At 69.9% G+C, this 15891-nt stretch carries 8 protein-coding genes; 5 read left to right on the top strand and 3 right to left on the bottom strand.

Annotated elements, in window-relative coordinates:
* Positions 1-8 precede the first annotated feature (8 nt).
* The 5 genes from OCS65_RS27830 (at position 9) to OCS65_RS27810 (ending at position 10749) form a co-directional block, all read left to right on the top strand.
* Complete coding sequence (locus tag OCS65_RS27830) at positions 9-971, top strand: cutinase family protein (RefSeq protein WP_043801822.1); 963 nt, start codon at positions 9-11, stop codon at positions 969-971.
* Between the two features lie 150 nt (positions 972-1121).
* Complete coding sequence (locus OCS65_RS27825) at positions 1122-2123, top strand: LLM class F420-dependent oxidoreductase (RefSeq protein ID WP_029547031.1); 1002 nt, start codon at positions 1122-1124, stop codon at positions 2121-2123.
* Between the two features lie 169 nt (positions 2124-2292).
* Positions 2293-4182, top strand: coding sequence for a long-chain-fatty-acid--AMP ligase FadD32 (gene fadD32, locus OCS65_RS27820; protein ID WP_006941930.1), 1890 nt, complete (start codon positions 2293-2295; stop codon positions 4180-4182).
* 50 nt (positions 4183-4232) lie between these two features.
* Positions 4233-9197: a polyketide synthase Pks13 gene (gene pks13 / locus OCS65_RS27815; protein ID WP_276558399.1), complete on the top strand. Its 4965-nt coding sequence runs from the start codon at positions 4233-4235 to the stop codon at positions 9195-9197.
* A 7-nt stretch (positions 9198-9204) separates the two neighbouring features.
* Positions 9205-10749: an acyl-CoA carboxylase subunit beta gene (locus OCS65_RS27810; protein WP_006941932.1), complete on the top strand. Its 1545-nt coding sequence runs from the start codon at positions 9205-9207 to the stop codon at positions 10747-10749.
* 96 nt (positions 10750-10845) lie between these two features.
* On the opposite strand, the gene OCS65_RS27805 is transcribed toward OCS65_RS27810, so the two are convergent.
* From OCS65_RS27805 to OCS65_RS27795, 3 genes are all read right to left on the bottom strand, one after another.
* The gene (locus OCS65_RS27805; RefSeq protein WP_263508319.1) at positions 10846-11802 is read right to left on the bottom strand and encodes a hypothetical protein; all 957 of its coding nucleotides are present in this window, start codon (positions 11800-11802) and stop codon (positions 10846-10848) included.
* A gap of 165 nt (positions 11803-11967) precedes the next feature.
* A complete protein-coding gene (locus OCS65_RS27800; RefSeq protein ID WP_006933304.1) occupies positions 11968-12408 on the bottom strand; it encodes a hypothetical protein in 441 nt (146 codons plus the stop codon).
* Between the two features lie 123 nt (positions 12409-12531).
* Positions 12532-15843, bottom strand: a complete 3312-nt coding sequence (locus OCS65_RS27795) for an arabinosyltransferase domain-containing protein (RefSeq protein ID WP_050034384.1) — start codon at positions 15841-15843, stop codon at positions 12532-12534.
* Between the last annotated feature and the right edge of the window lie 48 nt (positions 15844-15891).

Raw genomic sequence — 15891 nt, 5'->3', positions numbered from 1 at the left:
CGGCAATGATGACGGCCCGAGCGAAGCAACGACGCCGGAGGCGGGGAATCCTCGTCCTCGGGATCCTGGTCGTCCTGGCGGCCGTGCTCGCGCTCTGGTACATCCTCGCGGGCCGGCTCCCGGTGCCCGGGCCGCCGGGGCCCCTCGGGCCCGAGAAGCCGGAGGCGCAGCCCGCATCGTGCCCGGACGTCCAGGTGGTGGCGGTACCGGGCACGTGGGAGTCGGCGGCCTGGGACGATCCGTACAACCCGACGTTCAATCCGCTGTCGCTGATGCTGAACGTCACGCGTCCGCTGCAGGAGCGCTTCGACGCGCAGCGTGCCGACGTGTACACCGTTCCGTACGTCGCCCAGTTCTCGAATCCGGTGGCGCTCCCGCCGGACGGGCAGCAGTCCTACAACAACAGCCGCACCGCCGGCACCGCGGCGACGGAGGACATCCTCGCGCGCCGCTTCGCCGAGTGCCCGCTGACCAACTACGTCCTGACCGGCTTCTCGCAGGGTGCGGTCATCGCGGGCGACGTCGCGGCGCGCATCGGCGCCGGTGACGGGCCGGTTCCGGCGGATCGGGTGCTCGGCGTGGCGCTCATCGCCGACGGCCGTCGCGACCCGGGCACGGCCGAGACGATCGGCCCGCCCGTCGCGGGCGTCGGCGCCGAGCTGTCCCTGGACGGACTGCGGCTGCCGGGGATCACCATGACCGGCGCGCGGCCCGGCGGGTTCGGGGAGCTCGAGGACAAGGTGGTGGACATCTGTGCACCGACGGACGGCATCTGCGACGCGCCGCCGAACGCGCTGAACCCCGGCAACTGGCTCGCCAGCGCGCCGCGGTTGCTCGAGTACGCGAACAACCCCGTGCACGCCCTGTACAACTCGTTCGTCGTGGACGATTCGGGTACGACGGCGACGCAGTGGGTGGCGAACTGGGCGATCGAGAAGATCGAGGAGGCGCCGAAACCACCGGAGGAGTGATCCCTCCCCGTTGTTACCGGTCGGTAGTGTCGGGGATCACCACCCGATACAATCGTTCCTCGGTCGGCGCTTAGACTCGACCTTCGGTCCTGACCCGGGAAGCTCTCCGGGTCGGTGACGCGCGACCACCGCCACACGAGAAGAGGTTCGATGAGCGCCACCGACGGCTCGGCTGCCACGCAACCGCGGAAGTTTCGTTTCGCCGCGGGTGGCGAGGGCAACGCCGAGGAGGGCGGCGCCCGGCGCTTCGTCAAGCTGGCGCAGAAGGCCGAGGAGCTCGGCTACGACAGCTTCATGATCCCGGACCACCTGGGCAACCAGGTCGGACCCATCGCCGCGCTCGGTGCGCTCGCCGTCGCCACCGACAAGATCCGCCTCGGCACCGCCGTCCTCGCGAACGGCTTCCGCCATCCCGCGATCCTGGCCAAGGACGCCGCGACCGTCGACGTCCTCTCGGGCGGCCGGCTCGAACTCGGGATCGGCGCGGGATGGATGAAGGAGGAGTTCGACAAGGCGGGCATCGCCTACGAGCGCCCCGGCGTCCGGATCGAGAAGCTCGAGGAGACGCTGCAGATCCTGGACGTGCTCCTGCGCGGCCAGGAGTGCAATTTCGAGGGCAAGCACTACCGCATCGACGGCCTCAAGGGCAGCCCGCGGCCGCGTCAGGGCCCGCGACCGCCCATCGCGGTCGGCGGCGGGGGACCGAAGATGCTCGCGCTGGCGGCGAAGTACGCCGACATCATCTCGGTGGCCACTCCCACGAACCGCGACGGCCGGTTGTTGCTGTCGGGGATCACGATGGACAAGACTGTGGAGCGGGTGGACGTGATCCGTCGCGCGGCGGGGGATCGGTTCGATGACATCGAGCTGAACTGGACCATCACGATGATTCTCGTCACGGACGATCGCGAGCAGACCGCCGAGATGGCGCTGGCCGCCCTCGACCAGGGATTCCCCCCGAACATCGAGGTGGACGTCAAGCTCACGGTGGACGAGATCCTCGAATCGCCATATCTCGCAATCGGTTCCTACGAGGAGATCGCCGAGCAGATCCGCAACGTGCGGGCGAAGACCGGGATGTCCTACGTGGGGGTCTTCCCCACCCAGATGGAGGCGTTCGCACCGGTGATTCCGCTGTTGGCGGGGGAATGACCGATGCGGATCTGTAACATAATCGTGATTTCGGATCGATGGACAGATTCGTGAGATGCACGGCCGGATGCTGTTGAGCTGTACAGGTACGACGATCCGCTAGCGCGAAGACAAGTGCGGGGCGCAACCATGTCGAGTGGTTGTGGGATCGCTTCGACAGGGAGAAGGAATGAGCGTCGGGTTCGAAGAGTTCATCGATGAGAACGGACAGATCGTGTTGCCCGAGGGCAACACTCTGCTCGACCACCTCGAGCAGCATTTCGCCGAGAACGGCGACGATCTTGCGTACCGTTACATCGATTACTCGCGGGAACGTGACGGCGAGGTCCACGAGCTGACCTGGCAGCAGTTCGGGGTGCGCCTGCGCGCGATCGCGGCCCGGCTGCAGCAGGTCACCAAGCCCGGTGACCGCGTCGCGATCCTCGCCCCGCAGGGCCTGGACTACGTCGTCTCCTTCTTCGCGGCCATCTATGCCGGCACCATCGCCGTCCCGCTGTTCGACCCCGACGAACCCGGCCATACCGACCGGCTGCACGCCGTGCTCGGCGACTGCACGCCCAGCGCCATCCTCACCGCCACCTCCTCGGCGGCCGGGGTCCGGCAGTTCTTCCGGCCGCTGCCCGCGGCGGAGCGGCCCCGCATCATCGCGGTCGACGCGATCCCCGACACTGTCGCCGGCTCGTGGACGCGGCCCCACATCGGCACCGACGACATCGCCTACCTGCAGTACACCTCCGGATCGACGCGCGTGCCCGCGGGCGTGGAGATCACCCACCGCGGTGTGCTCACCAACTGCATCCAGATGGCCGACTCCATCGAACTCAACGAGGGTTCGCGCGGCGTGACGTGGCTGCCGCTGTTCCACGACATGGGCCTGCTCACCGTCATCCTGCCGGCGATCGGTGGCAAGTACATCACCATCATGAGCCCGCGCGCCTTCGTGCAGCGGCCGGGCCGGTGGATCAAGGAACTCGCCGCCGTCTCCGACGGGGCCGGCACGTTCGCCGCCGCGCCGAACTTCGCGTTCGAGCACGCCGCCGCGCGGGGGCTGCCCAAGCCGGGCGAGACCCTCGATCTGAGCAACGTGATCGGCCTGATCAACGGCAGCGAGCCGGTGACCACGTCCTCGATGCGCAAGTTCAACGACGCGTTCGCGCCGTACGGCCTGCCGAAGACCGCGATCAAGCCGTCGTACGGCATGGCCGAGGCGACGCTGTTCGTCTCGTCCACGCGGCACACCGACGAGGCCCGGGTCATCTACGTCGACCGTCACGAGCTCAACGCCGGCCGCATCGTCAAGGTCGACAAGGAGGCGCCGAACGCCATCGCGCAGGTCTCCTGCGGTTACGTCGCGCGCAGCCAGTGGGCCGCGATCGTCGACGCGGAGACCGCCACCGAGGTGCCGGACGGGCACGTCGGCGAGATCTGGCTGCACGGCGAGAACATCGGCATCGGGTACTGGGGGCGCACCCAGGAGACCGACGAGACCTTCCACAACAAGCTCGTCGACCGCCTGCCCGCGAGCAGCCACGCCGAGGGCACGCCCGCGGACGCCCACTGGCTGCGCACCGGCGACTACGGCGTGTACGTCGACGGCGAGCTGTACATCACCGGCCGCGTCAAGGACCTGGTGATCGTGGACGGCCGCAACCACTACCCGCAGGACCTGGAGTTCTCGGCGCAGGAGGCCAGCTCCGCGCTGCGTCCCGGCTTCGTCGCCGCCTTCGCCGTGCCGGCCAACCAGCTGCCGCAGGTGGTGTTCGAGAATTCGCACTCGGGTCTGCAGTTCGATCCCGACGACGCCTCGGAGCAGCTGGTCATCGTCGCCGAGCGGGCGCCCGGCGCGGGCAAGGCGGATCCGCAACCCGTCGCGGACACCGTTCGCGCGGCGATCTCGGCACGGCACGGGGTGACCGCGCGCGACGTGCTGCTCGTGCCTGCCGGGTCGATCCCGCGCACGTCGAGTGGCAAGATCGCGCGGCGCGCCTGCAAGGCCGCCTACATCGAGGGAACCCTGCGCGGTGGTTACACCCAGCAGGCATTCCCCGATAGCGTATAAAAATTGTTCTCTTTCCCGGGTAGCGTGGTGGGTTGATGGCTGACACTGAAATGACCGTCGCGCAGCTGCGCGAGTGGCTGCGGAACTGGATCGCCGAGGCTACCGGGCAACCGGTGGCGCAGATCTCCGACGATCGCCCGATGGAGGAGTTCGGCCTCTCGTCCCGCGACGCCGTGGCGCTCAGCGGCGAGGTCGAGGAACTGCTCGGCGTCACCCTCACCGCCACGATCGCCTACCAGCACCCCACCATCGCGTCGCTGGCCACGCGCATCATCGAGGGCGAACCCGAGCTTCCGGAGGGCGACGACAGCGCCTTCTACGCCGCCGGTCCGGCCGGCAGGACGCACGATGTCGCGATCGTCGGTCTTGCCGCCCGGCTGCCCGGGCACGTGAGCACCCCCGCGGAGATGTGGGAGCTGCTTGCCCAGGGCCGCGACGGCATCACCGACCTCCCCGAGGGCCGCTGGTCCGAATTCGCCGACGATCCGCAGATCTCGTCGGCCATCGCCGCAGCCAACACCCGCGGCGGCTACCTCGACGACGTCAAGGGCTTCGACGCCGAGTTCTTCGCGATGTCGCCGCGCGAGGTCGAGATGGTCGACCCGCAGCAGCGCCTCGCCCTCGAACTCACCTGGGAGGCGCTCGAGCACGCCCACATCCCGGCCAGCGACCTCAAGGGCCGCCCGGTCGGTGTGTTCATCGGCAGCTCCGCCAACGACTACCAGCTCCTCGCGGTGAGCGACCCGTCCGCCGCACACCCGTACGCCCTGACCGGCACGGCCACGTCGATCGTGGCCAACCGGGTCTCGTACTTCTTCGACTTCCGTGGCCCGTCCGTCGCCCTGGACACCGCATGCTCGTCGTCGCTCGTGGCCGTGCACCAGGCGGTGCGCGCCCTGCGCGACGGCGACGCCGACGTGGCGCTGGCCGGTGGCGTGAACATGCTCGTCGCGCCCGCCGCGACCCTCGGCTTCGACCAGCTCGGTGTGCAGGCCCCCGACGGCCGCATCAAGGCGTTCTCGGCCGACGCCGACGGCATGGTCCGCGCCGAGGGCGGCGGCCTCGTCGTGCTCAAGCGGCTCGAGGACGCCGAACGCGACGGCGACACCGTGCTCGCCGTCATCGCCGGTTCCGCCGTCAACCAGGACGGCCGCTCCAACGGCCTGGCGGCCCCGAACCCGGAGGCCCAGGTCGACGTGCTGCGCCGCGCCTACCGGGACGCGCGCATCCTGCCGTCCGGCGTCGACTACATCGAGGCCCACGGCACCGGAACCGTGCTCGGCGACCCGATCGAGGCGGACGCCCTCGGCCGCGTCGTCGGCCGCGGCCGCGACGCCGACAAGCCGGTGCTGCTGGGCTCGGCGAAGACCAACTTCGGCCACCTCGAGGCGGCCGCCGGCGCGGCGGGCCTGATCAAGGTGGTCCTCGCCATGCAGGAGAACCACCTGCCGGCGACGCTGAACTACACCGCGCCGAACCCGTACATCCCGTTCGAGCAGGCCCGCCTGAAGGTCATCCCCGAGGGCGCCGAGTGGCCGCGCTACACCGGCAAGGCGATCGCCGGCGTCTCCGGCTTCGGCTTCGGCGGCACCAACGCGCACGTCGTGGTCCGCGAGTACACCGGACCCGAAGCGGACGCGGAGTCGAGCGAACGTATCGTTCCGTCGGCTGAAGGAGCTGAAGGGCACATTCGCTCGGAGCAGGGCGAGGAGCACCCGGTGCTGCTCGCGGTGTCCGCGGCGATGCCGTCGCGTCGTCGCCGGGCCGCCGCCGACCTCGCCGACTGGCTCGAGACCGAGGCCGGCAGCACCACGCCGCTCGCCGACGTCGCTCGCACCCTTTCCCGCCGCAACCACGGCCGCTCACGCGCCGTCGTGATCGCGAAGACGCGCGCCGAGGCCATCGCCGGGCTGCGCGCCGTCGCCGCCGGCAAGCCCGCGCAGGGCGTGTTCTCCGCCGACGCCCCCGCCGCCAACGGGCCGGTGTGGGTGCTGTCCGGTTTCGGCTCGCAGCACCGCAAGATGGCCAAGCAGCTGTACCTCGAGAACCCGGTGTTCGCCGCGGCCGTCGACGAGATCGACGAGCTGATCGAGGACGAGGCCGGCTACTCCATGAAGGAGAAGTTCCTCGACGACGGCCAGGACTACGACGTCGAGACCTCGCAGGTCGGCATCTTCACCATCCAGGTCGCCCTCGCGAAGCTGCTGCGCCACCACGGCGCCGAGCCGTCCGCCGTCGTCGGCCACTCCATGGGCGAGGCCGCGGCCGCGTACATCTCCGGCGGTCTGTCGCTCGAGGACTCCGTCCGCGTCATCTGCGCCCGCTCCCGCCTGATGGGCGAGGCCGAGGCGCTGCTCGAGGGCGACGACATCCGGCTCATGGCGCTCGTCGAGTACAGCGCCGCGGAGATCGAGCTGGTCCTCACCGACTACCCGCACCTCGAGGTCTGCGTCTACGCCGCGCCGACGCACACCGTCATCGGCGGCCCGCAGGACGAGGTCAACGCGATCGTCGCCCGGGCGGAGTCGGAGGAGAAGCTCGCCCGCGTCCTGCAGACCAAGGGCGCGAGCCACACCTCGCAGGTGGATCCGCTGCTCGGCGAGCTCGCCGCCGAACTCGCCGGCATCGAGCCGCACAAGCCGAAGGTCGACGTGTACTCGTCGGTCGACCAGGACACCCACTACCGCGCCGGCCACGACCCCATCCACCAGGTCGAGTACTGGACCAAGGGCCTGCGGCACAGCGTGTACTTCACCAACGCGGTCAAGCTCGCCGTCACCGACGGGCACACCACGTTCGTCGAGCTGGCACCCAACCCCGTCGCGCTGATGTCCGTGGCCGCGACGGCGTACGCCGCCGGCGTGATCGACACCCAGCTGATCCAGACCCTCAAGCGCAAGGAGGACGAGCCGCTCGGCGTGCTCACCGCCCTCGCCCAGCTGTACGTGCACGGACACGCCGTGGACCTGCGCAGCCTGCTTCCGGCCGGCGAGTACGCGGACCTGCCGCGGACGGTGTTCCTGCGCAAGCCGTTCTGGCTCGAGACCCGCATCGGGACCGGCGGCAACGCCCGCGTGCCCGGCGCGCACGTCGCGCTGCCCGACGGCCGGCACGTGTGGGAGGTGCGCGCCGACGCCGTCACCGACCTGGGCGAGCTCGTCGTCGCCGCCGCGTCGCAGACGCTCGCCGACGTCACCCTCACCGCGTCCGTCCCGCACGGCGACGTCCCCACCAGCGGCACCCTCACCACCACCCTGACCCGGCACCCCGGCGGCGCGTCGCTGCACGTGCACGGGCGCGATGCGGCGAGCGGCGAGTTCCGGTTGCTGTTCGACGCGGTCGTGGCCTCCGGCGAAGCGCTGCCCGCGCCCGCCGCGGCGCCCGCGCCGGCCGAGCGGTCCAGCGGGCCGGTCGAGACGCTTCCCGAGGTGGTCGAGACCTTCGGCGACAAGTGGAACCCGGCCGGGTCGCAGACCCTCGAGGATCGGCTGGCGCTGATCGTCGCCGAGTCGATGGGCTACGCGCCCGAGGACCTGCCCGTCGAGATCCCGCTGATCGAACTGGGTCTGGACTCGCTCATGGCGGTGCGGATCAAGAACCGCGTCGAGTACGAGTTCGACATCCCGCAGCTGCAGCTCGCCGCGGTGAAGGACGCCAGCCTGCGCGACGTCGCGAAGTACCTGCGGTACGCCGTGGAGAACCGCGAGGAGGTCGCCGCCCTCGCCGCACAGCAGGCCGCCGACCGCGAAACCGCGGAGCGGGAGGACACGACGCTCGAGCTGCCCCCGATCTCGGCCGTGGAGGACACCGGGGTGGTGCACGAGGCGGAGGCGATCCTCGAAGCAGCAGAGGCCGCTGAAGCCGCGGAGGCCGGTGCGAGCACCGAAGCCGACAAGGCCACCGACGTGACCGACCGGCAGGCGGTTGCGGAGGCATCCGGCACCGACGTGCCCCCGCGCGACGCGGCCGAGCGACTCACGTTCGCGACCTGGGCCGTGATCACCGGACAGTCCGCGAAGGGCATCTTCAACACCCTGCCGATCCTCGACGACGAGACGGCCGAGCGCCTCGCGGCCCGGCTGACCGAGCGGGCGAACGGCGAGATCACCGTCGACGACGTGCTCGACGCCGAGACCATCGAGCAGCTCGCCGAGAGCGTGCGCCGGCACCTGGAGTCCGCCGACCGCATCGACGGGCTCGTCCGTACGCTGCGCCCGCGCCCCGAGGGGTCGGACGCCGTCCCGGTGTTCGTGTTCCACCCGGCCGGCGGTTCCACCGTCGTGTACGAACCGCTGCTGCGCCGGCTGCCCGAGGGCACCCCGATGTACGGCTTCGAACGCACCGAGGGCCCGATCGAGAAGCGCGCCCAGGAATATCTGCCGCAGATCAAGGAGATCCAGGGCGACGGTCCGTACGTGCTGTACGGCTGGTCGCTGGGCGGTGTGCTCGCCTACGCGGTCGCCAAGCTGCTGCGCGCGGAGGGCAAGGACGTGCGGCTCGTCGGCCTCATCGACACGGTCATGGCCGGGGAGAAGGTCGAGGACACCCCGGAGGAGATCACCAAGCGCTGGCAGCGGTACGCGAGGTTCGCGAAGAAGACGTACGGGGTCGACGCACCGCTGCCGTACGACAAGCTCGCCGCGACGGACGACGAGGGCCAGGTGCGCATCCTCATGGACCTGCTCAGGATGAGCGGTACCAGGATCCCCGGCGGCATCATCGAGCACCAGCGCACGTCGTGGCTGGACAACCGGGCCATCCAGACCGCGAAGCTCGAGCCGTACGACGGCGACGTGGTGCTGTACATGGCGGACCGCTACCACGACGACGCCATCGAACTCGAGCCCGCGTTCGGAACCCGGCAGCCCGACGGCGGCTGGGGCGAGGCGGTCCGTAATCTGGAGGTCATCCATGTCGGCGGCGATCACCTCCAGGTGGTCGACGAGCCGTACATCGGGAAGGTGGGGGCCGACCTGACACGCAAGCTGGCCGACATCGAGGCCACGAGGAGCTGATCGAGTAGTGACCACGACGACGGCCGGGAAGCTGGCCGAGCTGCGCAAGAATCTCGCGATCGCGAAGGAACCGGCCGGGGAGGCCGCGCTCGCCAAGCGCGCCGCCAAGGGCATCCCCAGTGCCCGGCAGCGCATCGACATGCTGCTCGACCCGGGCAGCTTCGTCGAAATCGGTGCGCTGATGAAGACGCCCGGCCGCGACGACGCCCTCTACGGTGACGGTGTCGTCGTCGGTCACGGCACCGTCGAGGGCCGGCCCGTCGCGGTCTTCTCGCACGACCAGACCGTGTTCGGCGGCAGCGTCGGCGAGATGTTCGGCCGCAAGGTCGCCGCGATCCTCGACTTCGCGCTGAAGATCGGCTGCCCCGTCGTCGGCATCAACGACTCCGGCGGCGCCCGCGTGCAGGACGCCGTGACGTCGCTGGCGTGGTACGCCGAACTGGGCAAGCGGCACGAGCCGCTGTCCGGTCTGTGCCCGCAGGTGTCGATCATCCTCGGCAAGTGCGCCGGCGGCGCCGTGTACGCCCCCATCAACACCGACGTGGTCATCGCCACCGAGGAGGCGTACATGTTCGTCACCGGACCGGACGTCATCAAGTCCGTCACCGGTGAGGACGTCAGCCTCGAGGAACTCGGCAGCGCCCGCAAGCAGGCCGAGTACGGCAACGTGCACCACGTCGCGCCGGACGAGAAAGCCGCGTTCGAGTGGGCCCGCAAGTACCTGAGCTACATGCCGTCGAACGCGCAGGAGAAGCCCCCGATCGTCAACCCGGGGCTCGAGCCGGAGATCACGCAGGACGATCTCGAGCTCGACACGTTCATGCCCGACGCCGACAACTCCGGCTACGACATGCACGACATCCTGCTCAAGATCTTCGACGACGGCGACTTCTTCGAGATCCGCTCGCAGGTCGCGCCGAACATCATCACCGGATTCGCCCGCGTCGACGGCCGGCCCGTCGGTGTCGTCGCCAACCAGCCGCTGTACCTGTCGGGGGCGCTCGACGCCGCCAGCTCGGACAAGGCCGCCCACTTCGTGCGGGTGTGCGACGCGTACGACATCCCGCTCGTGTTCGTCGTCGACACCCCGGGCTTCCTGCCGGGTGTGGAGCAGGAGAAGATCGGCGTCATCAAGCGCGGCGGCCGGTTCCTGTTCTCGTTCGTCGAGGCGTCGGTACCGAAGGTGACCGTGGTGGTGCGCAAGTCCTACGGCGGTGGCTACGCGGTGATGGGGTCGAAGCAGCTCGGCGCCGACGTGAACTTCGCCTGGCCCACCGCCCGGATCGCGGTGATGGGTGCCGAGAGTGCCGTCGCGGTGATCGGTCGCCGCCAGATCGAGGCCGCCGGTGACAACGCTCCCGCGGTGCGCCAGCAGCTGATCAACTTCTACAACGAGCACATCGCGACGCCGTACATCGCCGCCGAGCGCGGCTACATCGACGCGGTGATCGAGCCGCACACCACGCGCCTCGAGATCCGCAAGGCGCTGACGTTGCTGCGCGACAAGACGGTGTTCAAGAACCCGCGCAAGCACCACCTGCTTCCGCTCTAGTTCGTAACACCCGAATTCTGTTCGGGTGGGCCGAATGTCACATGCATGCAATGGAAATGAATGCATGTGACATTCGGCCCACAGCGGTGTCCGGGGTCAGTCCGCGCGTGACCGCACCGGGGGACGTGGGCGCTGTGTGCCCTGGTGGTAGGCGGCCTCCAGGTCCGCGAGCACCGTGGCCGGGTCGTCGCGGATCTGCCTCGGTAGGTGCGACACCACGATGATGCCGTTGCGCTGCATCGCGGCCCGTCGGACGAGCGTCGTCTCGTGCGCCTTCGGTGAGAAGTGGTATTTCAGCGAATCGATCTCCCATGCCACTGCGACCGAATCGAGCCACCCGTCGGGGCGGGCGATCCACGTACCGTCGTCGGTCTCGACGTCGACGTTGTGGGCCATGGGTGGCAACCCGCTCGTCGCGTACAGCTTCTGTGCTGCGATCTCGGCCACGGAATGCGCGTCGTGCGAGAGCTCTCGAACTACGGTGCGCGGCACGGCGCTACCGCGGCAGCTGCCGGCGCGCAGTTCGTGTGCCAGGTCGTCGACGGTCACGTCTCCGCGCTGAATCCCCGACGCCAGCAGGGCACGGCACGGATCGAGCTGCGACATTCTGCGTGCCGCATCGAGCAGACAGCGGTCCACCGGAGCAATTCTCAGCGTGCCTTTGATGATGGGTTCGGGTATCCGCCAGCTCCGCTCGACGGCGACGAACGAGAAGTTGCGTCGATGCTGGGTATGCGGAATGAGTAGCAGCACCTCACTTTTCGTCGCCGAGTTGGTGTAGCCGTGTATCCCGAGCGCGGCATGACCTGAGATCAGCGCCGAATCGCCGCCGTACAGCAGCGCGGCCGTGTTGCGCTGCAACACGGACAGCGGCCCGTTGTGCAGCGCCACCACGCCCGGCAGGACGCGCTGCCACGGACCACCCTTACGGCATCGGCCGGCGATCGTGCCGCCGGCGACGCCGTGCCTCAACAGCGTTGCCGTCCGGATGACGCCGTTGGTGCTCAGTGCGAACAGCTCTTCGGGATCGTCTCCCCATGTCCCCCGTTTCATGGCTACAGCCTGCAGGGGGATCGTGTCCTACGAAAGACCGTCTCGTCGGCCTGTGGATAACCTTGTGGTGGCCGAATGTCACATGAGTTCAATGTAAGTGACGGTATGTGACATTCGGCCGGGAGACGTGAAGGCGCATGCGGGGGTATTGCGTGCGGGAGTGGGTCAGGGAACGACCCAGCTGCCCGACGCCGAGACCCAGGTCGTGCCGTCCGGGACGGTCACCGTCGCCCGCACCCGTCCGGGGCCGGTCTCGGCTCGACCGCTGAGGACCTGCTCCTCGCCGATCTCGGGGAAGTCCGGTAGTTCGTTCACGCCCGTCGTGCCCGTGTCCTCGTTCACCCACGTGACGAGGCAGAAGCACTTGACGCTCCCACCGAAGTGCGTGACGCCGGGCGTGTTGACGTTGGTGTAGACATTCACGTAGTCGTGGACGAGCGCCTCGGTGGGAGCGGCGGATCCGGTTCCCACGCCGGTCGATCCGACGACCGGTCCCAACGTCGCCGCGTGAACGGTCTGCGCCGATGCGGCCGGCGCGTTCAGCAGCGCCAGGACCACAGCGGATGCGGCCACGGCGGTGGTCCGGGCGGCGAACTTCCTCGACATTCAGGTCCTTTCGTTGCCGGCCGTGCCCGCCGGCCGGATGTCACGTTCGGTCGATCGAAGCGAACATATGTGACATTCGGCCGGAAGGCACGCGTGGCACGCGGACGGGGCTCGCCGACGGACCTACTCGTATACGCGCAGCGTGCCCGGATTCCACAGGCCGGAGCGCGTGATCGCCTCGGTCTGCGGCTCGGCCGGCACGGCGTTCGGGTAGAACCGCACGTACCGCTCGAGCGAGCCCCAGTCGCGGGCCCAGTCGTTCTCGAGGTACGTGGGGATCTGCTCGGGGCGGGCGAGGGCTTCGGTGAAGCCGAGAGGGCCGCCGTTGTCCGCGGATTGCCAAGTGTCGGTGGAGGATACGGCCAGCGGACGGTCCGGCAGGATGCGGTAGTCCGGCATCTCGGCGATGCCGTAGCGGTGGTCGAACGGGCGCTGGCACGGGAACTGCAGTCCGACCGCCCAGTCGAGCAGCACCGGCTGCTCCGAGCCGATCACGGTGTTGAGCGTGTCGAGCTTCGGCACGCGGGGCGGGGTGAACGCCAGCCACTGGTCGCCGGTGAGGTTGGGATCGTTGGCGACGATGCGGACGGCGTCGGTGTCGGCGGGGAGCTCGGACAGCGGGATCCGCAGGTTCCGCCACGACGGTGCGGGCCCGATGTCGCGCGGCAGGTAGGTGCCCTGCGGCTCCACGGTGCCGTCGGGCAGGCGCCTGCCGTACTCGACGAGCAGCGACTGGCCGTAGGTGGTGGCGCCGGTGTCGTCGACGGACCAGATGCGGCCGGCCGCCGAGATGACGACGAGCGGCGCGTCGTCGCTGCGCTCGGGCAGCCCGTACCAGCTCGACGTGAGCAGCGCCGGTTCCTGCACACCCTCCTGGTAGCTGCCGAGCACCGGGGTGACGGCCGGGTCGAGGCCGAAGGGCAGCTTGGCCTCGGAGCCGTTGACGGTGCGGGCGCCGGTGCCGCCCGTGGTGCCGCCGCCGGCGCCGGTCTCGAACGTCGGCCCGACGCTCTGGTTGTCGGTGTTGCCCTGGCCGGGCTTGACCTCCACGTAGTCGGCGGTGAGGTCCGACGGGATGCCGTTGGGGCTGAAGCCCTCGGGGGCGGCGCCGGCGAGGGCGTCGCCGTTCAGCGGCGGGTTGTCCGGGTCGACGATGGGCGCGAGCCGCCCGGAGTTCGGGTCCGATTCGACGAGTACGTCGTTCGCCAGGCCGCACGTCTGGCCGGCGAGCGCGCCGACGTTGGACCGGGCGAGCGAGTACGCCGGGTACTGCGACACCGCGCCCTTGAGCAGCGACAGCACCTCGAAGAGCACCATCGCTCCGGCGACGACGGTCAGGGGCGCCGCCGCGAACTTGCGGATCCGGCGGCCCTTGCGGGTCGTGGGCTTGGGCTGCGGCGGCGCGTAGCCCTCACGCAGGTACTGCCACGCGACGAGCCCGAGAGCGAGCCCGAAGAGGAGCAGGAACAGCGAGCTGGACTGGTTGCCGCTCAGCGAGACGGTCTTGTCGAACCACGGGATGCCGTAGCTCGACACGTACCACCAGCCGTTGATACCCGCGAACGACACGGCCAGCACGAACAGCAGCCCGGCGAGGAAGATGGTGCGGTTGCGCCGCGACCGCAGCGCGCTCGCGGAGACGATGACCGCGGTGAGCGCGGCGAGAGAACCCGCGATGCCCGCGTACGCCCCGAAGTGGTGGGTCCACTTCGTGGGGTTGAACATCATGAAGAAGATCGTGCCGAAGACGATGCCGATCAGCCGCCACGACGGGCCCGTCGCGACGCCGGGGATGCGGCGGCGGCGCAGCAGCACCAGCAGCGACGTGAACAGGCACAGCAGCATGACGAGGAACGCGAACCGGCGCGCGAGCGAGCCGTCGACGGTCTGCACGAACAGGTAGTAGTAGCGGAGGAAGTCGTTCCACCACTCCTCGTTCGGGCCGATGATGGTGCGCACGCGGGTGGCCTCGAGCACCGCGGCGAGGGTCTGGTCGGAGAACACGACGACGAGCACGAGGGTGCCCGCGGCGGCGATCGGTGCGAGCAGCGGCAGTGTCCCGACCTCGCGGTGGCGGCGGACGACGATGCGGGTCATGGGCCGGATGCCGGCGAGCAGCGCGGCCACACACATCAGGCCGGTCGGGGCGGCGGCGAGGGTGAACGCGCCGATCATGACCGCCGTCGCGGCCGGCAACAGGCGGCCGGTGGCGATCGCCCGTTCGATCGAGCACCAGGTCAGCAGCGCGCCGAGCGCGACGATCGGCTCGGGGCGCAGGCCGTTGTTGTAGGGCAGCCAGAAGGCCAGGAACACCAGGCCGCCGGTCCACAGGGCGACGGTGTTGTGCCGGACGGCGCGGCCGAGGCGGGGCACCACCTCGCGGCTGATGACCATCCAGCAGGTGATGCCGGCGAGCAGGGCGGGCAGCCGCATCCAGACGCTGGCGGTGGAGACCTCGGCGAACGCGGCGAGGACGTCGTAGTACCAGCCGAACGGGGCCTCGGGGACGCCGAACCAGCGGAAGTAGTTGGCCATGTAGCCGGAGTGCTCGGAGACCCGGGCCATGGTCAGCAGGTAGCCGTCGTCGGAGGTGTTCGCACCGAAGAAGTGCCAGCCGGCGAGGGTGCCGACGACGACGGCGTCGACGCCGGTGAACTTCCACCAGTGCGACGGCAGGAAGCGGCGGTGCCCGCGGCCGTCGGTGCCGTCGAGCTTGGCGAGCGCGGCGACCGCCAGCGCGGTCGACAGCGTCGCCAGGATCATCGCGAGGAGCTTGACCAGCGTCGGCGACGACGAGAACCGGGAGTCGACGTCGACGGTCACCGACATGCCGGGAACCGGGGTGTCGAGGTCGCTGAACACGCCGACGACGAGGGGACGCAGGTCGCCGGTCAGCTCACCGGCGCGCGGGTTGCCGTTCTCGTCGCTGAGGCCGACGAACTCCGCGGTGGTGCGGTCGACGTCGGAGAAGATGCTGATCTCGGTGCACGCGGCGGACTCGACGTCGCTGCGCGGGGCGGTGGCCACGACGACGTTGCGGTCGAGGACGTCGACGTTCTCGGCGCCCACTCGCACGAACATCGCGTTGAGCGCGGCGCCCTCACCGCTGGCCGGTGCGGTCGCGAGGAGCAGGCCGCCGCCCGGGGGCATGCCGGCGACGGCGGTGCACGGCACCGTCGCACTCAGCTGCCGCGGCACCTGCGACATGAGTGGCACCTCGACCGGCCCGGTCGAGCCGTTCTGCGGCCACGTGACGGTGGCCTCGGTGACCTTGACGGGCAGGAACGGGGTCGCGACGGCGAGGAGCACACCGAGCAGACCCGCCACCGCGGCGACGAGCCGGGCGGTGCGGTACTGCGCCCGCAGATCCCGGGCAACCGGCGGCCGGGGAACGGCTGCGGAGGGGGCGGGAACTGTGGTCACGTCGTCGGGCACGATTGTCGATGGTATCGGGCGCAGCTGAGTGGACGCACCGTCCCTACC

The sequence above is a fragment of the Rhodococcus aetherivorans genome, from assembly GCF_025722975.1.
GTDB lineage: Bacteria > Actinomycetota > Actinomycetes > Mycobacteriales > Mycobacteriaceae > Rhodococcus > Rhodococcus aetherivorans.
The sequence above is the reverse complement of the archived record's forward strand: the minus strand, read 5'-3'. Positions and strand labels throughout refer to the sequence as shown.

Coding starts and splice junctions, on each gene's coding strand:
- OCS65_RS27830 (WP_043801822.1), top strand. CDS start 9: ATGACGGCCCGAGCGAAGCAACGACGCCGGAGGCGGGGAATCCTCGTC.
- OCS65_RS27825 (WP_029547031.1), top strand. CDS start 1,122: ATGAGCGCCACCGACGGCTCGGCTGCCACGCAACCGCGGAAGTTTCGT.
- fadD32 (WP_006941930.1), top strand. CDS start 2,293: ATGAGCGTCGGGTTCGAAGAGTTCATCGATGAGAACGGACAGATCGTG.
- pks13 (WP_276558399.1), top strand. CDS start 4,233: ATGACCGTCGCGCAGCTGCGCGAGTGGCTGCGGAACTGGATCGCCGAG.
- OCS65_RS27805 (WP_263508319.1), bottom strand. CDS start 11,802: ATGAAACGGGGGACATGGGGAGACGATCCCGAAGAGCTGTTCGCACTG.
- OCS65_RS27800 (WP_006933304.1), bottom strand. CDS start 12,408: ATGTCGAGGAAGTTCGCCGCCCGGACCACCGCCGTGGCCGCATCCGCT.